This is a genomic window from Amycolatopsis sp. 2-15 (genome assembly GCF_030285625.1).
Lineage (GTDB): Bacteria > Actinomycetota > Actinomycetes > Mycobacteriales > Pseudonocardiaceae > Amycolatopsis > Amycolatopsis carbonis.
The window spans coordinates 4,401,382-4,421,232 of record NZ_CP127294.1; the positions used below are offsets into that span (position 1 = coordinate 4,401,382).

At 68.3% G+C, this 19,851-nt stretch carries 13 protein-coding genes, 2 tRNA genes and 2 pseudogenes; 9 read left to right on the forward strand and 8 right to left on the reverse strand.

Features of this window, described 5'->3' with window-relative positions:
• Nucleotides 1-435: 435 nt before the first annotated feature.
• Complete coding sequence (locus QRX50_RS21840) at nt 436-1,104, forward strand: class I SAM-dependent methyltransferase (RefSeq protein ID WP_285973766.1); 669 nt, start codon at nt 436-438, stop codon at nt 1,102-1,104.
• A 302-nt stretch (nt 1,105-1,406) separates the two neighbouring features.
• Entirely contained in the window at nt 1,407-1,850 is a 444-nt protein-coding gene (locus tag QRX50_RS21845; RefSeq protein ID WP_285973767.1) for a hypothetical protein, read from the forward strand.
• Between the two features lie 558 nt (nt 1,851-2,408).
• Here QRX50_RS21845 and QRX50_RS21850 read toward each other — a convergent pair.
• The 4 genes from QRX50_RS21850 to QRX50_RS21870 form a co-directional block, all read right to left on the reverse strand.
• On the reverse strand, nt 2,409-2,540 hold the full coding sequence (locus QRX50_RS21850; RefSeq protein ID WP_285973768.1) for a hypothetical protein: 132 nt from the start codon (nt 2,538-2,540) through the stop codon (nt 2,409-2,411).
• Between the two features lie 144 nt (nt 2,541-2,684).
• On the reverse strand, nt 2,685-3,365 hold the full coding sequence (locus QRX50_RS21855; RefSeq protein WP_285973769.1) for a hypothetical protein: 681 nt from the start codon (nt 3,363-3,365) through the stop codon (nt 2,685-2,687).
• 1,743 nt (nt 3,366-5,108) lie between these two features.
• Nucleotides 5,109-6,464, reverse strand: coding sequence for a purple acid phosphatase family protein (locus QRX50_RS21860; RefSeq protein WP_285973770.1), 1,356 nt, complete (start codon nt 6,462-6,464; stop codon nt 5,109-5,111).
• 1,318 nt (nt 6,465-7,782) lie between these two features.
• Entirely contained in the window at nt 7,783-7,914 is a 132-nt protein-coding gene (locus tag QRX50_RS21870) for a hypothetical protein (RefSeq protein ID WP_285973772.1), read from the reverse strand.
• Between the two features lie 551 nt (nt 7,915-8,465).
• On the opposite strand from QRX50_RS21870, the pseudogene QRX50_RS49615 reads away from it, so the two are divergent.
• Nucleotides 8,466-8,624: pseudogene (locus QRX50_RS49615) on the forward strand (hypothetical protein); the annotation flags it as partial.
• A gap of 47 nt (nt 8,625-8,671) precedes the next feature.
• On the opposite strand, the gene QRX50_RS21880 reads toward QRX50_RS49615, so the two are convergent.
• A complete protein-coding gene (locus QRX50_RS21880; protein ID WP_285973773.1) occupies nt 8,672-8,962 on the reverse strand; it encodes a hypothetical protein in 291 nt (96 codons plus the stop codon).
• Nucleotides 8,963-9,128: 166 nt separating this feature from the next.
• Between QRX50_RS21880 and QRX50_RS21885 the strand changes: the two genes are divergently transcribed.
• The gene (locus tag QRX50_RS21885; RefSeq protein WP_285973774.1) at nt 9,129-9,671 is read left to right on the forward strand and encodes a tyrosine-type recombinase/integrase; all 543 of its coding nucleotides are present in this window, start codon (nt 9,129-9,131) and stop codon (nt 9,669-9,671) included.
• 100 nt (nt 9,672-9,771) lie between these two features.
• On the opposite strand, the gene QRX50_RS21890 is transcribed toward QRX50_RS21885, so the two are convergent.
• Nucleotides 9,772-9,845: transfer RNA gene (locus QRX50_RS21890), tRNA-Pro, on the reverse strand.
• Nucleotides 9,846-9,965: 120 nt separating this feature from the next.
• On the opposite strand from QRX50_RS21890, the gene QRX50_RS21895 reads away from it, so the two are divergent.
• Nucleotides 9,966-10,039, forward strand: a tRNA-Gly gene (locus tag QRX50_RS21895).
• Here the strand turns inward: QRX50_RS21895 and QRX50_RS21900 are convergent.
• A complete protein-coding gene (locus tag QRX50_RS21900; RefSeq protein WP_285974525.1) occupies nt 9,991-14,712 on the reverse strand; it encodes a HAMP domain-containing protein in 4,722 nt (1,573 codons plus the stop codon). The two genes, QRX50_RS21895 and QRX50_RS21900, sit on opposite strands and share 49 nt — an antisense overlap.
• A gap of 154 nt (nt 14,713-14,866) precedes the next feature.
• Here QRX50_RS21900 and QRX50_RS21905 point away from each other — a divergent pair, with 154 nt between their 5' ends.
• The 4 genes from QRX50_RS21905 to QRX50_RS21920 all read left to right on the forward strand — a co-directional run bounded on the left by QRX50_RS21905 (nt 14,867) and on the right by QRX50_RS21920 (nt 19,353).
• Nucleotides 14,867-16,408 carry a PP2C family protein-serine/threonine phosphatase gene (locus QRX50_RS21905; protein ID WP_285973775.1) on the forward strand — a complete coding sequence of 514 codons (1,542 nt, stop codon included), beginning with the start codon at nt 14,867-14,869 and terminating at the stop codon, nt 16,406-16,408.
• 59 nt (nt 16,409-16,467) lie between these two features.
• Nucleotides 16,468-17,028 carry a type 1 glutamine amidotransferase domain-containing protein gene (locus QRX50_RS21910; RefSeq protein WP_285973776.1) on the forward strand — a complete coding sequence of 187 codons (561 nt, stop codon included), beginning with the start codon at nt 16,468-16,470 and terminating at the stop codon, nt 17,026-17,028.
• A gap of 312 nt (nt 17,029-17,340) precedes the next feature.
• Complete coding sequence (locus tag QRX50_RS21915; protein ID WP_285973777.1) at nt 17,341-18,441, forward strand: WD40/YVTN/BNR-like repeat-containing protein; 1,101 nt, start codon at nt 17,341-17,343, stop codon at nt 18,439-18,441.
• 96 nt (nt 18,442-18,537) lie between these two features.
• Nucleotides 18,538-19,353: an SAM-dependent methyltransferase gene (locus tag QRX50_RS21920; RefSeq protein WP_285973778.1), complete on the forward strand. Its 816-nt coding sequence runs from the start codon at nt 18,538-18,540 to the stop codon at nt 19,351-19,353.
• Between the two features lie 130 nt (nt 19,354-19,483).
• On the opposite strand, the pseudogene QRX50_RS49620 reads toward QRX50_RS21920, so the two are convergent.
• Nucleotides 19,484-19,828: pseudogene (locus QRX50_RS49620) on the reverse strand (GNAT family N-acetyltransferase); the annotation flags it as partial.
• Nucleotides 19,829-19,851 lie beyond the last annotated feature (23 nt).

Here is a 19,851-nt window from a genome sequence, read left to right on the forward strand (position 1 = left end):
GAAGTTGTGCCGACGTGGCCGGCGGGGTGCGATCGGGTTCACCGCGAGGGGAGAGGGGAGGGCCACCTGTCCGTCCCTGACCGCGAAACCACCCGATACCGGGGACCGCGGGAGGCCGTTCCCCTCGTTCCCCTTCTCCCCTTCCGTGTAGAAACCGCAGGTGGCAACAGCGGAGCGGGGGAGGGGAGCCGGGGAAGCAGATCCTTCTCCGGCGCGACGGCTCCCCGCCACTTCCCCGCGCCGACGTTGCCAGGTCGGGAGTCCGGGTGAGGCAAGGGCGCACGGGCCCTGTGACTCCGTGCGCTCTTGCGCCCTTGACCGAAAACCCCGGTTCAAGGCCGGTTCTCAAGAGCGTACGAGGCCGTGCGCCCTTGAATCTCTGCTCCCTTCGGGGCTGGCAAGCGTCTCTGCTCGCGTTTGTCATGCCTCGATAGGGTGCCCTCCGTGCAGCCATCCGATCTTCTGCCGGTCCGTGAGTCCTATGACCGGGTCGCCGACGTCTATGTGGAGCTTGGTGTGGGTCGGTTGGAGGAGGTGCCGTGGCTACGGGCCGCGCTTGCCGCCTTCGCCGAGTCCGTCCGCGGGCTCGGCCCGGTCCTGGACGTCGGCTGCGGCCCGGGCACCATCACTGCGCACCTCACCGAGCTCGGGCTGGACGCTGCGGGTGTCGACCTGTCTCCGCGCATGGTCGAGCACGCCCGGCGGCTTTACCCCGACCTGCGGTTTTCTGTCGCTTCGGCGACCGAACTCGACCTCGCGCCGGCATCGCTCGGCGGCGTGCTCGGCTGGTGGTCGCTGTTCAACCTTCCGCGTGAGGAGCTACCCGGTGTGCTGAAGACCTTCGCTGAGGCGCTCGTGCCCGGTGGTCAGGCCCTTGTTGGCACGCATGTCGGCGACGGCGACGTGCCGCGGACCAAGGGCTACGGCGGCCTGCCGGTGTCCTGGACGACTCACCTGTACCGCCCCGAAGAGCTGGCCGGAATGCTGGCCGACGCCGGTCTGGAGTTGATCGCCGACCTGCGGATGCCTGCGCAGCCACCGCAGCGCCCGCAGGTGCTGCTCGCCGCGCGACGCCCGGCACTGCCGGAGGCTAGCGGCGAGTAGCGCGGACTCGCGCGCCCCCGCGTGCCGATCAACGGGGCGCACGCGGGGACTCACGGGGAACGCCAGCGTAATGCGCATCGCTGCCGGTGACGTCGTTAGCAACGTCGCCAATGAGCCGGCGAAACCATGGCGATGTACGCGGGTATGGATCCGATGTCTGCCGCCGCCATCGGAGGCGCTGCGGCAGGGCTGGGTAAGACCGCCGAGATGGCATTCACACGTCTGGTAGTGCGACGACGAGCACGGGTCGAGGCGGCGCTGCGCGCGACCGGCCAGAACTCAGAGCACTGTTGGCCACCGCGATGGATGACGACCGGAAGCTCGAGCTCCTCGGTCGCGCGCTCGAAGTTGCTCAGCGGACGGTCGACGAGGAGCGGGTGCGGTTCTATGGGCGCATCGCGGCGGAGGGTGTGCTGGCAACAGATACGGCTGTCGTCGACGAGAAGGACCGGATCTTTTCGAGCGTTGCCGTGCTCGACCCCTCGGATCTAAAGGTTCTTCTGCACATGGTCGCTGGGCAGGCCTGGCAGAAGCGTGAAGCTGCAGGTCAGAACCGTGCCATCGCCGACGAGTTGCCGGAGGTTGGCCACGTTCTCGACGCGATATTTGCGCGGTTGGAGACGCTCGGCATGATCACGGGGCAGGGTGAGGGCGGCCTGATGTTTGGCAATGAGTGGACTGTCAGTGAGTTTGGGCGACTCTGTATGGACGAACTGCGGAGGCTTGGATCACACGCCGAGGCGTAGCACTAGACGTACGTTCAGCTTCTGGATCTTGGTCCACACTCTGGTCCACGAACTGCTGCTCACAGGTGCCCAGTTCGCGCAACTCCGGCCTGTCGCGATCAGGCGTTCCGTGTATCCCCAGGTCAGCGTTAGAACTACGGATTGGGCGGTCAGGTGTTCTTGTGTCATGCCAGAACGACGGGAGCCGCCGGTGTCCGGTTGGACGGCAGCGGCTCCCGTCGTTCTGGCATGACGAGACTTACCGGTCGATCACAGTGGCCTTGTGCCGGGCGCGGGTTGGAGTGGTTCGGGGTTCGCCGCAGTGGGCGCAGGTGATCATGCGCCGGGCCTGGCGAGGTGCCACGACGCCCGGCGCCGAGGCCGACAACGTCTGGATGGCCACGTGCACAAGGCAGGTGGCGGCGCCGCAGTGCACACAGACCCCGACGGCCGGTTCGCTCATGCCTTGTGTCGCGCAGTCAATGCAGATCATGGTTCTCCTTGAAAAAACGGCGGGAGAAGCCACGGTAAGCAGGTCTCCGTCGGATAACGATGTTCTCGTTCGGAACCAGTGCGACATCACATCGCAGGTGCCGTCGCGAGGCCGAGCACGTCGAGGTTCGCGATGCGGTCGAGCTTCTCAGCGGAGAGGGTGCGGCTACCCAGGTGGCCACTTAGTTGATCAATGACAGCCATGATGACTGCGAGCACGCGGCGGCCAGGGACATCAGAGCCAGTCCAGACAACCGTCGGATCCGTCTGACCAGTAACAGGCGCGCCTGAAAGGGACGGACCCCCACTTTTGCAAGGTGAAGGGTCAGTGGTTGGGACGCCGGAAGCCTATTTCTACCTGGGTCATGTCTTGCGGACCGCGCCGGTAAATCCTGCGATGAAGAGGGTGGCGAAGCCCCACGCGAGCAGCCGGAGTCCCCAGCCCAGCACGGTGAGCGTCTGGCCGGTGGCGCTGTTGGTGGTGTCGCAGCGTGTGCGCGTTCCGGTTGAGATCAACGGTGTGCCGAGGTCGAGTCCGACTCCGACGCGTTCGACAAACGTGCACGCAGCTGGTGTCGGGGTCGATGGCGTTTGGGTTCGCGCTAGTCCGCCATGGGCTCCCAAACTCGTGGTGAATAGGGCAGCGAGGATGAGCGTGGCGAGCAGGCCCACGAGCGCTCGCCAGGGCTGGTAGCCGTAGCCGAGGAGGAGCCCGGTGAGACGGGCCCACGTACGCGCGGCTCGTCCAGTCAGCGCACGTCGTCGGATCTGGTCCCGTCGTTGCTCGATCAGCACGCGCCGAGCTTCTCGGTCATGCCCCGCCGCCCGATGCGCCGCGGCCAGCTGCCGGTACGGTTGGGCTGCGTACGCCGGAGTGGCCTCGCTCAGCAACCTCAGCCACGCGTCGGACGAGATACCCCGCGGCAACCCCGTGTAGTCCAATCCGTCGACTTTCAGCCGAGCATGCATGTCGTCGACGTGCTGTAACAACGTCGGATCGAAAAAGAATGCCCCTCCGACTCGAAGGTCGGTCAGATCCAGCACCGGGCCCTCTCCGCCCCCGCTCGCCGACAAGCCGCACTCGAGAAACAAGGGCCCGTTGGTCTGGAGTTTGCCGGCAGCCAGGGCAGGGCCTGTGTCGTTGTGGAGCGTCGCTCCGTGACACTCCAGTTGGCCACCAACGCGGACCATGCGTAGATGTACTGCTCCGTCCTTTCCTGCGCCGGTCGCTGAGAATCCGCCGCGCAGAAGTAGAGAGCTGTCGGTCCGAAGGTGATTGGCCATCAGTGCGGGGCCTGTGTCGTTGCGGAGCGTCGCTCCGCCGCAGGCCAGCTGGCCACCAATGTGGGCACCCGCTAGATCCGCTGTCCCGCCGCCTCCGGCGCCGGTCGCTGAGAATGCGCGGTTTAGGAATACGGGACCATCGGTTCGGAGGTTATTGGCCATCAGGGCGGGGCCCGAGTCGTTGCGTAGGGTCGCCCCGTGGCAATCAAACGGCCCACTGATATGGGCGGCGGGTAGACGTACCGCCCCGAGTATTCCGTCACCGGTTGCTGAGAATCCCACGCATAGGAACACCGCACCGCTGGTGCGGAGTCCGTCTGCCCTCAGCGCCGGACCTGAGTCGTTGCGTAGGGTGGCCCCAACACAAGTGACTTCACCAATTTGAGCTGTGATCAAGCTTACACCACCGCGCGCGCTGTGGGCTTGCACTGTTGTTCGATTCAAGTTGAGCGTGGTTGTAACCGCCCCGTTGGCGGTGAGCGGTGGGTTACTGGGATGTTCGAGTCGGCATTCAGGAATGGCAAGGACTGGCAGGTCGCTGGCGTTGGCTGAGCATCCCTCTTCCAGCCAGCAGTCGGTCAGCGTGAGGGCAACTGGGCTGGTGATGTTGTCGAGGTCCAGGCGGCCGGCGATGCGGGCCCCTCGTAGACGTAGCCCGTGCGGGTCCGCGTCGGGAGCGAGGCGACCACGGACGATGTCACGCACGACCCATGCGCGAATCGTCCGCTCTTCTCCCCACGGTTGCGTGGCAAGTTTGCCCTTGGGTCCGTTCGCAGTCAGGTCGAGAACTTCGCCATGCTCGACATGATCGACCAACTCACGTTCGACAGAGGTCAGCTTTTCGTGGATGCCATCTTCTGTCGTCACGCGCTAAAACGTTATCGGCAGCGACCGGAGAAGAGACACCTTGAGGGGGTTGCTCGCGCGTCGGTAGCATCGCGGTCGGGACCGCCGGCAGAGGTTGATCTTGGTCCACGCTCTGGTGCACGAACTGCTGCCCATCGATGCCGGACACGCCCAGTTTGGTGTAACTGCTGCCTGCGGCGACCAGGGGTTCCGCGTATCCCCAGGCCAGCGTTAGAACTACGGATCAGAAGGTCGGGATCCGAATCCTTTCGGGCGCACGTCTGGTTGAGACAATGAGAAACCCTCCTGTTGACTACCGGAGCCGCAACGTCGTCGAACGCCGCTCACCTGGTCAAACAATGTCGCGTCGAGGCCTGCAGTAGCGACGGCGTCTGCTTGACCACCTGCCCTGCGTTGCGCGACGTGGACAAGATCGCGGGAAGCGCCACGCTGCCGTTCTGGTAGTGCGATCAAGTCCGGTCGAGTCAGTCGTACAGGTGCGCGGCCAGCCGGATCCGCCGGCCCCGGACGTCCGCGAGGTCGATCGAGAAATCTTTCGTTGGTGATCGGGAAGAGCGGAACCCTTACCCGGCCGAAGCGGTCGAGATCGCGGACGTGCGAGCGGGGCCGGCTGTAGCACATATCCCGCAGGACGCATCAACCGCGCGAGCGGGCCCCGGCGCGTTCGGGCCGCCGGAGGCCGGAGAGATCGACCTTCTTGACGATGTTGCGGTCCACCACGTTGTTCCCCAACGCGAACTGACCCCAGCTGCCTGCGAGCTCCTGACGGCTGCGCTCGCTCCACTCGCGGGCCAGGTCGCTGCGCGACTTGTGGAAGTTCAGCGCGAACCCCTCGCTGTGCAGCCGGAGGATCGAGAAACCTCCCGGGTACTCCTTGGCCGCGGCGACCTCCTGCAGGGTCACCCGCGGTGCGGTCGGGCTGACCGTGTGGTGGTTGCGGTGAGTGTGTCCCGCGTGGTGCAGGAAGACGCCCGGAGTCTTCGCGTAGGTCTCCAGGATCGACGCGGCCTGGGCGGCGTCCAGTGAACTGCTCGACTTGATCGGCTTCGACGACTCCTGGACGACGAGCGGGTGGTGACCGAACACGAGGGTCGGCTGCTCCTTGTGCTCGGCCAGGTCCTTCATGAACCAGGCGTACTGCTCCGCCGCCAGCGCACCCGCGTCGCCTCCGCCACCGGCCTTGTCGTAGGTGTCGAGTCCGATCACGTGCAGACCGGAGAGATCGGTCGAGTAGAAGGCGACCTCGTCGTCGGCGAAATAGCGGTCCTGGAAGCAGTCGTTGCCCTGCCAGCGACCGACCCGGCAGTTCGCGTATGGGTCACCGACGTGCGCCCGGTCGTGGTTGCCGCGCGTGACGAAGTAGTCCTCGCGGTACTTGCCGAACCGGTCCAGCAACTGACCGGCTCGGCTGAGGTCGCCGGGTACCGCCTCGGCGGAAATGTCACCAGCGGCCAGGAGGTACGTCGGGTCGAAGCTCCGGACGTCGCGCACCAGGGATTCCAGCATGACCTCGGGATACGGCGGCTCGCCCGGGACCTGGACGATCGGGATGACCGACGGGTCCCCGCCGACGAGCCCCGCCTGCGTCTCGCCCATGTGCAGGTCGTTGCACAGCACCACGGAGAAGAGGTAGCGCCCCGGCGGCGGCTGCGGCGTGGTGAACGAGAACGGGCCGCCCGGCGTGCCGAGGCCGTAGTCGCTGGTGCCGACGGCGTTGCCGGCGATGAGCGTGAACACCATGGGAGCGGCCAGCTTCCCACGGGAACGCGCCTGGTAGTAGTACGTCTGCCCCGGCTCCAAGTCGGTCAGCTCGACGTGGTGGTAGGGGGTAAGTGGACCACTCTGGCCGACGACGCGGTTGAGCCGGCGGGGGTTGGTGCCGTACCAGACCTCACCGTCAGCGGGCAGCGGCACCATTCTGCCCGTGCCATCGTTCGTGCCGGCTTCGCCGGTGTACCAGGTCACCACGGCCCGGTCTTCCGTCAGTGTCACCAGTTCCAGGTTGACCGGCACGACTTCACCGGTCCCGGCAGCGCCGGTGGACGCGGAGCTTCGAGCGGGATCGACCACGCTTGCCAGCGGTATGGCTGCAGCCGCGATCGCGCTCCAGCGAAGAATGTCTCGACGGGTCACATCACAACCAGGCACGCACAGCCTCCGGAATGTCTCCCCGGTCCGAGTCGCCGGGGTCGTCAACATCGCACCTCATGAGGCCGTGGCCTGAAAAGAACCACCGCCGTGAACACCTTGTGTCGAGGTCGGATCGTCGACACGAACACCGTCGCTGTCAACAGCCAGACGGCGCACGAAGACCGGCGCGAAACTCCCAGCGACCCCATACCAGGCACCGGCCGCGGCAGCTTCCTCGCCGACCACGGCGAATCCCTTCAACACTCGGTCCGGCCAAGTCCTCGACATCGTTTACGTGGTCAACCAGATGCTGTGTCTGCGGCGAATGCATTGCCATGGCGATAACGCCGGCGTGAACTCCAACTCCGTCGACGGCTGGTCCCTCCACCCGCCGGGACGCCCGGTCCGATTGTTACCTTTCCTGCGCCTCCGGCGGGCATCCTCCCCCTCGGCCCGTCGGAGGCCCTACCCTCGATCTCGCCCGCAGAACCGACGATCAGCTCCTGTGGAGCCCTGCCCAGGGCGTAGCAGGTGTCGAGCCACTCCCGCTGATTCCGCGCGTCCGGCCACGCGGCGGTTCACCAGATGACGGCATGACCATTCGCGACGTCTACATCGCTGCCCGCAGTGACCGCGACGACCGCTACACCGCCGGAGTGCGTGGCTCGTGACGACGCCTACCTCGCGCGGGTGGACGTCGACGTGCAGGACTGGATCCGCGCGGATTCCTACCCAATTGTCCCCGCACGCTCGCTACTGCTCGCGCTGCAGATGCTGTTGGAAGACGATCGCCGAGTTCTCGCTGGCCGCAGGGGCCCATCATCATCGTCGGATGGAGCGTCGCGGTAGGCCGCAGAGAGTCGAAGTTGATCAATGACCGTCATGATGACTGCGAAACCCCGTCGGGTGGGGGCATCAGAGCCAGTTCAGGCAACCGCCGGGTCGGCTGATCAGCAGCGGACGTCGGAGTTGGTATTGACCAGCGCTTTTGCAAGGCGGTGCTCACCACTTTACGTCTTCCTCCCGCTCGTCGATCCAGCGATCGGGGTCGGCGCGTCGGATCCGGAACTCCCCGTTCGGAAGCTTGATGCACCTCGGCCCACGCCTCTTCATGCGCCACTCGTAGAAGGTGCTCCGGGCTACGGGTAACTCGTCGCGTACCTCCATGACCGTCAGCAATCTACTGGGGCGGTTCATGCTGCTCCCTGCGAAGTCGCGCTACGAAGTCGTCGACGGCGAGAACCGGCACGCGTCGATTGCGACCGATGGTCACCGATTCAAGCTGACCTGACCTCAGTGGCTCGTAGATCACACTGCGGCTAATCGCCAGCCGGTTGGCTGCCTCTTCTGGTCTCGATCTCCATGCACGGTCTTCTCTGTGAAGTGGCGCTCATCGTGTTCGGCGGACCCGCCGCGGCCGTGAGGCTAGCGCTCATCCGAGCCCCGCGCAGCTGGGTACGTCGCCCTTTCCGGCGTACCGCTTGGTCGCGGCCCTTCTTGCGCGACCAGGACTGGCGGCTACGGTGATTAGAGCCTCTTTGTGCAATGTCAGCGAAACGTGCGACGCGCGCAAATTATGAAAATAGAGTGAAGAAATGAACTTGCAATTGGCCGGCGCCGTCCTTCGGATCTGAAGCACGATTCTTTTCATGTCGAACGCAGAACACGGGTAGTTGCATATGGCGACTGAGGTGAGCTCGGGTCAAGGCCCGGCTGGCCCGCGGCGGATGCTGACGGTCGAGCAGGCCGCTGATTGGCTCGCAGTCAGTCGTACCACCATGTTCGCCCTCATTAAGGCCGAGGTTGTGCCAAGCGTCCTGGTCGGCCGCCACAGGCGAGTGCCAGCCAATGAGCCGACGGCGTATGTCGAGCGCCTTATCGCTGAAGCGGGAGGATTCGCAGGCATGGACGGTCGAGCAGTGGCTGAGCCACTGGGTGGAGAACGTGGCAGCCCCTTCCGTGCGGGAAAGCACGCTGACCGGGTATCGGGTTGCGGTTTACAAGGACCTGATCCCCGGACTTGGGGCGCACCGGCTCCGCAAGCTGGAGCCTGAGCACCTGGAGAAGCTCTACGTCAAGATGGCCAAGGCCGGCTCACGGTCGCGGTCGACCGCGGACGCCTGGCTGTCAATCCGGCGAAACTGGCGAGGGCGCCACGACTTGACGAGGACGAGATCGTTCCACTGGCCGCGGTGGAGGCCAGGCGGGTACTCGCAGCGGCCCGCAATCGGCGAAACGGCATACGCTTCGTGATTGCTCTCGCGCTCGGCCTGCGTCGCGGTGAGGCGCTCGGGCTGAAGTGGTCGCGGATCGATCTGGACGCCGGTTTGCTCCGCACGCCCCGACAGCTTCAACGCCACAAGTGGAAGCACGGCTGCGACGACCCGGCACAATTGCGGCGGGCGACTCCACAAAATGAAGCCGTGCCCGCTCGGGTGCACCCGGCATGCGAAGTGCCCGCCGGACTGCGTACGGCACGCCAGCTCTCGTCCGGAACGTCATGGCGGCGGGTTGCGGGAGGTGGACGTGAAGTCGAAAGCCGGCCGCCGCACGGTCGGCATTCCCGGACCGCTCCTCGAGCTGCTGCGCAAGCACAAGGTGAAGCAGGACCAGGAACGCGAGTTTGCCGGCACCGAATGGCAGGAAGGGGGCTGGGTGTTCGCGCAGCCAACCGGCCGGCCGCTGGATCCGCGGGCGTATCACGATGAGTGGAAGACGTTGCTGGCCGAGGCTCAGGTTCGCGACGCCCGATTGCACGATGCTCGTCACACGGCAGCGACGATGCTGCTCGTCTTGCGGGTGCCGCTGCCCGCGATCATGGAGGTGATGGGCTGGGGCGATGCGGCAGTGGCGAAGCGATACGTCCACGTGCCGACGGAGGTCGCCACGGGAATCGCCGACCAGGTCGGCAACTTCCTCTTGAGCGAAGCGCCACAGCAGGCGCCCCCTGCGGCGCTTGCTGACGCAGCCTCGCTGATCGACCAGCTCCAGCAACTCCTCGATGCCGCGAAATCGTCCGGCCGCGACTCCGATGGCGACGACCCGCCCGGGCTGCGCGCGGTGGTCTGAACGCCGTATAACGGCTTGTACTGAGACGGAAACTGAGACGGCGGGGCTTCTCCTCTCGGAGAAGCCCCGCCGTTTTCGCTGGTCACACCAATTGCCTGAGTCGGGATGACAGGATTTGAACCTGCGACCCTTCGCTCCCAAAGCGAATGCGCTACCAAGCTGCGCCACATCCCGATGCCCGCCACCCGCCGAAACCCGAGCCGAGCCGGGGTCCGGAGGGGGTGTGCGGCACCAGCCTAGCCCTCACGCTAAGCTGAGCGCGCCTCCGGGTCCACTGGGTCCCCACGAGGCGCTGCGGGTGTAGCTCAATGGTAGAGCCCTAGTCTTCCAAACTAGCTACGCGGGTTCGATTCCCGTCACCCGCTCCATATCCGTTCACCTGCGAAGACGAGGCCGCGTCGGCCTCGAGGCGGGTGGCGATCACGTCCAGGAGCAGGTCGGTGTCCACCGGCTTGGTGATGTATTCGTCGGCGCCCGAGGCGAGGGTGCGTGCGCGGTCCTCGGCGGTGGCCTTGGCTGTGACGGCAATCACGGGCAGATCTTCGTGGGCCGCCTCGGCGCGGATGGCCGCGATGGTGGCGTTGCCGTCGAGCTCGGGCATCATCACGTCCATCAGCACCAGCGCCGTGTCCTCGTGGCGTTCCAGGGCGCGGATGCCCGCGACGCCCGTGTCGGCGTAGATCACCTCCAGGCCGGCCTGTTCGAGCACTGCCGCGAGGGCGAAGACGTTGCGCAGGTCGTCGTCGACGATGAGGACCTTCTCGCCGTTGAAACGCTTCGGGGCGCTGTCCGGTTCGGTCACGGTGATCGTGCTCGGCAGGACCGGCAGCTTCGGCTTGGGCCGCACGGGGATGGCGGGCGCGATGAGGTTCGCTGCGCCCACGGGCAGGTACAGCGTGAACGTGCTGCCCTTGCCCGGTTCGCTGCGCACGCGCAGCTCGCCGCCGATGAGTTCCGTGAGCTGCTGGCTGATCGAGAGCCCGAGGCCGGTGCCGCCGTACTTGCGGCTGGTGGTGCCGTCGGCCTGGCGGAACGCGTCGAAGATGATCGCCAGCTTCTCCTCGGGGATGCCGATGCCGGTGTCCTCCACGGCGAACGCGATGATCCCCGCCGCCGACTGCAGCGCCTCCTGCTCGACCTCCTCGGCCGAGGCCATGCGGATGTGCAGCCGCACGCCGCCCTCGTCGGTGAACTTGGCGGCGTTGGACAGCAAGTTGCGCAGCACCTGCTGCAACCGGTGTTCGTCGGTGTGCACGCTGCCGGGCACGGGCGGATCGATGCGGACCGCGAACTCCAGCCCCTTGTCCGACGTGAGCGGGCGGCACAGGGATTCGACGTAGTTGACCAGCTCCGGCAGCGTCACGTCGGACATCTGCAGGTCCATGCGCCCGGCCTCGACCTTCGCGAGGTCGAGGATGTCGTTGATCAGCTGCTGCAGATCGCTGCCCGCCGCCCAGATCGTCTTGGCGAACTGGATCTGCTTCTCCGTGAGGTTGCCCTCCGGGTTCTCCGACAGCAGCTTCGCGAGGATCAGCGCGCTGTTGAGCGGGGTGCGCAGCTCGTGCGACATGTTCGCCATGAACTCGGTCTTGTACTGCGACGCCACGGTGAGCTGCCCGGCGCGCTCCTCCAGCTCCTGGCGCGCCTGCTCGATCTCGATGTTCTTGACCTCGATGTCGCGGTTCTGCTGGGCCAGCAGCGCCGCCTTCTCGGCCAGCTCCGTGTTGGAGCGCCGCAGCTCGCCCTGCTGCGCCTGCAGTTGTTCCGAACGCGCGCGCAGTTCCTGGGCCAGCCGCTGCGATTCGGTCAGCAGCGCCTCGGTACGCGAGTTCGACAGGATCGTGTTCACGTTGACGCCGATGGTGTGGCGCAGCTGCTCCAGCAGATCCAGGTGCACGGCGGAGAACTCGTTGACCGACGCCAGTTCCAGCACCCCGAGTACTTCGCCCTGGAACAGCACGGGCAGCACGATCACGTTCACCGGCGGCGCCGAGCCGAGGCCTGAGGACACCAGCGCGTACTCCGGCGGCGCCTCACGGACAAGGATCGTCTGCCGGTCGACGGCGGCCTGCCCGATCAGCGACTCGCCGAGCGTGAACCGCAGGCCGGCGCGCGACTGCGCGAGCCCGTAGGCGGCGATGCAGTCGAGCACCTTGCGGCCGGGGTCGCTGCCGTCGTCGTGGGCCAGGAAAAACGCGCCTTGCTGTGCGCTCACCAGCGGCGCCAGCTCGGACAGGATGAGCGTGGCCACGGACGCGAGGTCGCGGTGGCCCTGCATCCGCCCGCCGAGGCGCGCGAGGTTGGTCTTCAGCCAGTCCTGCTCGCGGTTCGCCGAAGTCGTCGACTTCAGGTTCGCGATCATCTGGTTGATGTTGTCCTTGAGGTCCGCCAGCTCACCGGACGCGTCCACGGTGATGTGGCGGGTCAGATCGCCCGCGGTCACGGCCGTGGCGACCTGGCCGATCGCGCGCACCTGGGTGGTGAGGTTGCCGGCCAGCTGGTTCACGCTCTCGGTGAGCCGCTTCCACGTGCCGGACACGCCTTCGACCTCGGCCTGACCACCCAGCTTGCCCTCGGTGCCGACCTCGCGCGCCACGCGCGTGACCTCCGAGGCGAACGCGGAGAGCTGGTCGACCATCGTGTTCATCGTGGTCTTGAGCTCCAGGATCTCGCCGCGCGCGTCGACGTCGATCTTGCGCGAGAGGTCCCCTCGCGCCACCGCCGTGGTCACCTGCGAGATGTTGCGCACCTGGCTGGTCAGGTTGTGCGCCATGAAGTTGACGTTCTCGGTCAGGTCCTTCCACGTGCCGGCCACGCCGGGCACGCGCGCCTGACCGCCGAGGATGCCTTCCGTGCCGACCTCGCGCGCCACGCGCGTGACCTCGTCGGCGAACGCGCGCAGCGTCTCGACCATGCTGTTCAGCGTGGCCGCCAGCGCCGCGACCTCACCGGCGGCGTCGATGGAGATCTTCTTCGACAGGTCGCCGTTGGCCACCGCGCTCGCCATGGTGGCGATGCTGCGGACCTGCTCGGTGAGGTTGTCGGCCATGCCGTTGACGTTGTCGGTGAGGTCCTTCCACGTGCCGGCCACGCCGGGCACGCGGGCCTGGCCGCCGAGCTTGCCCTCGGTGCCGACCTCGCGGGACACGCGCGTGACCTCGTCCGCGAACGCGGAAAGCTGGTCCACCATCGTGTTCAGCGTGTTCTTGAGCTCCAGGATCTCGCCGCGCGCGTCGACGCTGATCTTCTGCGTCAGGTCGCCCTTCGCCACCGCGGAGGTGACCTGCGAGATGTTGCGCACCTGGTCGGTGAGGTTGTTGGCCATGAAGTTGACGTTGTCCGTCAGGTCCTTCCAGGTGCCGGCCACACCCGGCACGGCCGCCTGACCACCCAGCTTGCCCTCGGTGCCGACCTCACGGGCCACTCGGGTGACCTCGTCGGCGAACGCGGAGAGCTGGTCGACCATCGTGTTCAGCGTGGTCTTGAGTTCCAGGATCTCGCCGCGCGCGTCCACCGCGATCTTCTTGGTCAGGTCGCCGCGCGCGACGGCCGTGGCCACCTGCGCGATGTTGCGGACCTGCGCGGTGAGGTTGTTGGCCATGAAGTTCACGGATCCGGTGAGGTCGCGCCAGATGCCGGCGACGCCGGGTACCTGCGCCTGGCCGCCCAGCATGCCCTCGGTGCCGACTTCGCGCGCGACGCGGGTGACCTCGTCGGCGAAGGCCGACAGCTGGTCGACCATCGTGTTCATCGTCGTCTTGAGCTCGAGGATCTCGCCGCGGGCGTCGACGGTGATCTTCTGCGTCAGGTCGCCCTTCGCCACGGCGGTGGTCACGTGGGAGATGTTGCGGACCTGGTCGGTGAGGTTGTCGGCCATCTGGTTCACCGAGTCGGTGAGCCCGCGCCAGGTGCCGGCCGCACCGGGGACCTCGGCCTGGCCGCCGAGCCGGCCGTCGCTGCCGACTTCGCGCGCGACGCGGGTGACCTCGTCTGCGAACGCGGAGAGCTGGTCGACCATCGTGTTCAGCGTGGTCTTGAGCTGCAGGATCTCGCCGCGGGCGTCGACGTCGATCTTCTTGGTCAGGTCGCCCGCCGCGACCGCCGTGGCGACCTGCGAGATGTTGCGGACCTGGTCGGTGAGGTTGTCGGCCATCAGGTTCACCGAGTCGGTGAGGTCGCGCCAGGTGCCGGCGACGCCCGGCACGCGCGCCTGGCCGCCGAGGCGGCCCTCGCTGCCGACTTCGCGCGAGACGCGGGTGACCTCGTCGGCGAAGGCCGAGAGCTGGTCGACCATCGTGTTGATGGTGGTCTTGAGTTCGAGGATCTCGCCGCGGGCGTCGACGTCGATCTTCTTGGTCAGGTCGCCGCGCGCCACGGCCGTGGTGACCTGGGCGATGTTGCGGACCTGCTCGGTGAGGTTGTCGGCGAGGAAGTTCACGGAGTCGGTGAGGTCGCGCCAGGTGCCCGCGACGCCGGGGACCTCGGCCTGGCCGCCGAGGCGGCCCTCGCCGGCGATCTCGCGCGACAGCCGGATCACTTCGGCGGCGAAGCGCGAAAGCTGTGCGAGCAGGCCGTTGACAGTCTTCGCGAGGTCGGCGTACTGGCCCTGCAGCGGCTTTCCGTCCAGCTGCAGCGCCATCGGTTGCGAGAGGTCGCCCTCGGCCACGGCGCCGAGCACCCGGTCGAGCTCCACCACGGGCTTGCTGACGTCCTCGATCAGCCCGTTGACCGTCTCGACGGCGGTGGTCCAACCACCGGGGCCGATCTCGGCGCGCACGCGCTCGGTGAGCTGGCCCTCCTGCCCGACGGCGCCGCGCACGCGCATGAGTTCCGTCACGAGCTTCTGGTTGCGCTCGGCGATGTCGTTGAACGCGCCCGCGAGCTGAGCGGCGATCCCGTCTCCGCTCGCCACGAGCCGACGGCGGAAGTTGCCTTCGCCGAGGTCACGGACGGCGGCCAGGAGCCGCTCCAGCGCGGCCGCCTCACCGGCGGCGATGCCGTTGCCACCGGTGATCTCGTCCCGCTCGGAACCGGTTGTCATGTGTGCCGACCCTCTCCACCACGCGTGTGCCAGCCATGGTCGTCGACCCAGCGTGCCACGGTTCGCCCTACACTTCGAGCCAGTCCGCCCGCTCACGCTGTGCCAACCTTGTACTGACGACAAGTCGGTCGACCCGGAGGCAGGAGGTTCGTGCATGGTGTCACGGCCCGCTCCGGCGTCGGCCCTGCCACCCGGCGCCGAGCTGCCCGAGTACGGGGGTTTCTGGCGTTCGGTGCTCGAAGACGTGCGGGACCCGGTGTTCGTGCAGGACCCGGCCGGAGCTGTGCGCTGGGCCAACGCGGCCGCGCGCACGCTCGCGGCCGAGGGGCCGCCCGTGCTCGACGCCGTGACGGAGACCACCGGCCGCGTCGACCTCGGCGACGTCCGCCGCGCCGCGCACGTGCGCGCGCTGCCGGAGGGCTGGCGCGTGTGGACGGTGGTCGACGACAGTCCTCGTCGCCCTGAGGAGTTCCTCGCCGAGGCCGGTCCGAAACTCGCCGCGGCCCGAGGCCGCCATGGCACGGCGCGCGTGATCGCCGAGCTGGCCGCGTCGGCGCTGGGCGACTGCGTGTTCGTGCTGCTGCCCACCACCCGTGGCCGCTGGGAGTGGTGGAGCTGCGAGGACCACGGCGCGCCCGGCCACGGCCGCATCCGGCGGGTGCCGGCGCAGCACGCGCCGGCCGTGGCCGAGACGTTCGTGGCCGTCGGCCCGCCCGAGGTGCGCGTGGTGCCCGCCGCCGAGGTGGCCACGATGCCCGCCGTGGTGGCCGAGCGGTTCTCCGGCCACGCCGAGGTTTCGGTGGTGTCGCTGGGCGTCGACGAGGGCGGGGTCACCGGTGCGGTGCTGATCGGGCGGCGCACGGAACCGGCGTTCGGCGCCGGGCAACCGCGCGCGATCGAGGCGTTCGCCACGGCCGCTGGCACGGCGCTGGCCAACGCGCAGCGCTACGCGCGTCAGGAAGAAGCCACGCGCGGCCTGGAGACCACGCTGAAGCCGACCCCGCCGGCCGAGGTCGAGGGCGCCAACTTCGAGCTCTGGTACGAGCCGGCCGGCGGTGTTCTCGGGGTGGGCGGCGACTTCTACGACGTCCTCGCGCGCGAGGACGGCAGCGCGTTTGTGGTGGTCGGCGACATCTGCGGCAAGGGCGCCGAGGCGGCCGCGCTCACGGGCCGCGTGCGGCATTCGCTGGCCGCGCTGCAGCTCGTGGAACGCGACGGGCGCACGATGCTGCGCCTGCTCAACGAACTGCTCATCGCCGGCGGCTCCAACCGCTTCGCGACGCTCGTGCTCGGCTCGGTCGCGCCGACGGAATCGGGGCTCGACGTCACGCTCGCCTCGGGCGGACATCCGGCGCCACTCGTGCTGCGCCGCGACGGCGGGGTCGAGGAGGTGAGCGTGCCGGGCACGCTCGTCGGGATCTCGCCGCAGGCCCGCTTCGCCGAGGCGACGGTGCACCTGGACGAGGGCGACGTCTGCCTGCTCTACACCGACGGCGTCACGGAAGCGCGCAACCGCACGGAATCGGCCGAGCTGTTCGGCGACGAGCGCTTCCACAGCGTCCTCGCCGACTGCGTCGGGCTGCCCGCGCACAAGGTCGTGGCGCGGCTGCGCGAGGCCGTGCGCGCGTGGCTGGGCAACTCCGGCCACGACGACATCGCCGTGCTCGCGATCGAAGCCGCGCCGCGCGCGGATTGAGCGGTCGGCCACGCGGGTAGCCGGGGGTGAGTCAGTTGGACCCGGATGGAGGAAACCCGATGGCGAACGCACTCCAGGGCCGCAAGGTGGCCATCCTGGCCGCCGACGGCGTCGAGCAGGTGGAGCTCGAACAGCCGCGCAAGGCGGTCACCGCCGAAGGCGCGACCGTGGACCTGGTCTCCCTCTCGGAAGGCGAGATCCAGGCCATGAACGGCGACATCGACAAGGGCGCCACGTTCCCGGTCGACCGGCTCGTCGCCGACGTCTCCGCGGACGACTACGACGCCCTCCTGCTGCCCGGCGGCACGATGAACCCCGACAACCTGCGCCGCGACCCGGCGGCCGTGCGGTTCGCGGGCGATTTCGTGCGCGCCGGCAAACCCGTCGGCGTGATCTGCCACGGCCCGTGGACGCTCGTGGAGGCCGACGTGGTCCGCGGGCGCACCCTGACGTCGTTTCCCAGCGTGCGCACGGACATCCGCAACGCGGGCGGCACCGTGGTCGACGAAGAAGTGGTGGTGGACAACGGTCTCGTGTCCAGCCGGAACCCGGACGACCTGCCGGCCTTCTGCGCGAAGGTGATCGAGGAGTTCGCCGAGGGGCGCCACCCGGTCGGCTGAGGCTCGTCACCGAGCCGCGCAAAGCACTGGCGCACTTCCGGTCGGCGGGGGACCCTGGTGGGGTCCGCGCCGAGCAGTCCGGGAGGAGGTGACGTGATGACAGTGCATTCGAGGCGGTATGGCCGTTGGTGCCGGGACCACTTCGACGCGCCCGCCCCCGCCGGGGACAAGGCCGTGAAAGAGGTTCAGGTTCCCCAGCCGGAACCTCCGGGGCCGCCCGCGCCTCCGTCGCCGCGGAAGCCGAAGGGCTGAATTCCGGGCTGTCCGGGGGAAGGCGGGCAACCTCGGTGAGGGCCGCACGTCCTGCCGATCATGAAACCCACCCGGTGCGCCGCCGTCGTCGCGGCCGCACTCGCCGTGCTGGCCCTCGTCCCCGCCTCTGCTGTTGCTGCTGATGTTTCTGCTGTTCCCGCCGGCTTCGCGCCCGCGTCCACGAGCTGGACCGGGCCGGCGCACGGCTTCGTGCTCGGCTACACCGACTGCGGCGAACCGGGCTGGTGCCCGGTTCTGCTCGCCACGACCGACGGCGGCGCGCGCTGGCGGCGGCTGGGCGCGCCGCCGATGTCGTTGCCGGACAACCACAACCACGTCCGGCTCGTTGCCGTTAGCGCCCAGCACCTGTACGTCACCGACGGCTCCCGCATCCTCGCCACCCGCGACGGCGGGCGGCACTGGTTCACGGTGCTGGTGGCCGGTGGCGGTCAGCGTTACGTGTCCGCGCTGGCCGAGACTGGCGGCCGGATTTTCGCCGTGGTCACGAGCAGCTCCTACGGCAACACCACGTCCGTGTATTCGGGCCTGGCGGGCGGGCCCGTGCTGGCGCCGCTGCCGGGGTTCGAGGTCACGGGCGGCATCACCTACGGCGACGTGGCCACCGGGGGAGGTCTGCAGATCGCGCTGGGCGCCGACTACCGCACCGAGGAGTACTGGACTTCGCGTGACGGGGTGGTGTTCACGCCCGCTTCGCCGCCGTGCCCGTCCGGGACCACGGCGTCGCTGGGCGGCGTGCGGGCCGGGCAGGTGATCGCGTTGTGCAGCAGCAGCCCGGGTTCACCGCAGCCGGGTTCGTCGCAGCGGCGGATGTGGCGCGCGCCGAAGCTGGGCGGCACGTTCAGCGGCACGGCCGACGCGCCGGCCGTCGGCATCACGCAGGGCTTCAGCGCCGCGACCGCCGACACCGCGACCGTCGCGGCCGAGGGCGGCGGCGACGGCTTCCTCCACCACACCACCGACGGCGGCCGCACGTGGACCACCACGGTGCTGTCCGAGCGCGGCGTCGGGCTCTCGGATCTGGCTTTCGTGGGCGACGGCGTCGGCGTGGTCGTCGACGGCCTGCCGGACGCCGAAAGCGGCTCCGCTGTGTATCGGACGACCGACGCCGGGAACACGTGGGCAGAACTCTCGTTCTCCTGAGGATTACTGCAGGTGGGGCAGGCTGCCGGGAGTGGGTTCACGCGGTGAACGCGGTGTCGTAGGCTGTGCACTGTCCGTGGTGCGAAGGGGGCAGTGGTGGTTTCGGGGACCTCGACGCGCTTCGACCACGACCGGCCCAGCCTGGCCCGCCTGTCCGACGCCCTCCTCGGCGGCTGCGACCACTACGAAGCCGACCGCGTGATGCTCCAGCGCCTGCTCGCCGTCGCCCCCGGCTCCCAGATCATGGCGCGCGAGCACCGCGAATGGCTCATGCGCGTGGTCCGTCACCTCGCCGCCGACCGCGGCATCGACCAGTTCCTCGACCTGGGCTCCGGCATGCCCACGGCGGAGAACACCCACGAGGTCGCCCAACGCCACAACCCCGCCGCGCGCGTCGTGTACGTCGACAACGACCCGGTCGTCCAGGTCCACGGCCGCGCCGTCCTGGAGACCAACGACCGCACCCACGTCTCCGGCGCCGACCTCACCGACCCGGGCGCCACCCTGGGCGACCCCATCGTCTACCGCCACCTCGACTTCGACCGCCCGATGGCCCTGCTCCTCTGCTCGATCGTCCACCACATCGACAACCTCGACCGCGCGCAGTTCATCGTGCGCAGCTACGTCGACCAGCTGGCCCCCGGCTCGTACCTCCTGCTCACCCACCACCACCAACCCCCGGCCGACCCCCCTCGGCAGGCCCTGGCGCACCTGATCGACTCGACGTTCCAGGGCACCGGGCTCGGCACGGTGCACCGGTCGCGGGAGGAGATCGAGTCGTTTTTCGCGGGGCTGGAGCTGCTGGAGCCGGGCCTGGGGATGCTGCACGAGTGGTGGCCGGACGGCCCGCGGATGAGTCCGTTGGGGGATTTGAACTATCTGACGTTGGGTGGAGTGGCCAGGAAGCCGTGAGCCGGCGGTAGTGGAAAACCGGCCAGGCCTGGCCGCCGACCTCTTTCGTGGGCGGGCCTTCGACTCGGCTGAAACCGGCGTGCTCGGCCGCTCGCTGCGAAGCGACGTTGTCCGCGTGCGTCCAGAGGCGGATCTCGGTGCCGGGCCACACGGCGCTCACCCTCCGGCACAAATCGGCGAGCGCGCGGCGCGCGACTCCGCGGCGTCGCGCGGGGGCTGCCACCCAGTAGCTGACCTCGGCGACGGCACCGCCGCGCTCCGCGGCGAGGTTGGCCAGCCGCTCGCCGGACTCGGCGGCGATGGCGACGAAGCCGAGCGCGTTCTCGTTGCGGTGCAACGCTTCCAGTGCACGCCGGAACTCCGCGATCGTCAGCGTCGCCCGCTCCGTGGTGAAACGCAGCGTGTCCGGGTCCTGCACCTGCGCGACGTACCACGCCGCGTCCTCGGGCAGCCAGTCCCGCAGCTCGATCTCCATACCGCACCGTAGAACAGAAAAAC

Excerpts from the sequence above, each read along its gene's own strand:
- QRX50_RS21845 (WP_285973767.1), top strand. The coding sequence starts at position 1,407 with ATGGATGACGACCGGAAGCTCGAGCTCCTCGGTCGCGCGCTCGAAGTT.
- QRX50_RS21900 (WP_285974525.1), bottom strand. The coding sequence starts at position 14,712 with ATGACAACCGGTTCCGAGCGGGACGAGATCACCGGTGGCAACGGCATC.
- QRX50_RS21905 (WP_285973775.1), top strand. The coding sequence starts at position 14,867 with ATGGTGTCACGGCCCGCTCCGGCGTCGGCCCTGCCACCCGGCGCCGAG.
- QRX50_RS21910 (WP_285973776.1), top strand. The coding sequence starts at position 16,468 with ATGGCGAACGCACTCCAGGGCCGCAAGGTGGCCATCCTGGCCGCCGAC.
- QRX50_RS21915 (WP_285973777.1), top strand. The coding sequence starts at position 17,341 with ATGAAACCCACCCGGTGCGCCGCCGTCGTCGCGGCCGCACTCGCCGTG.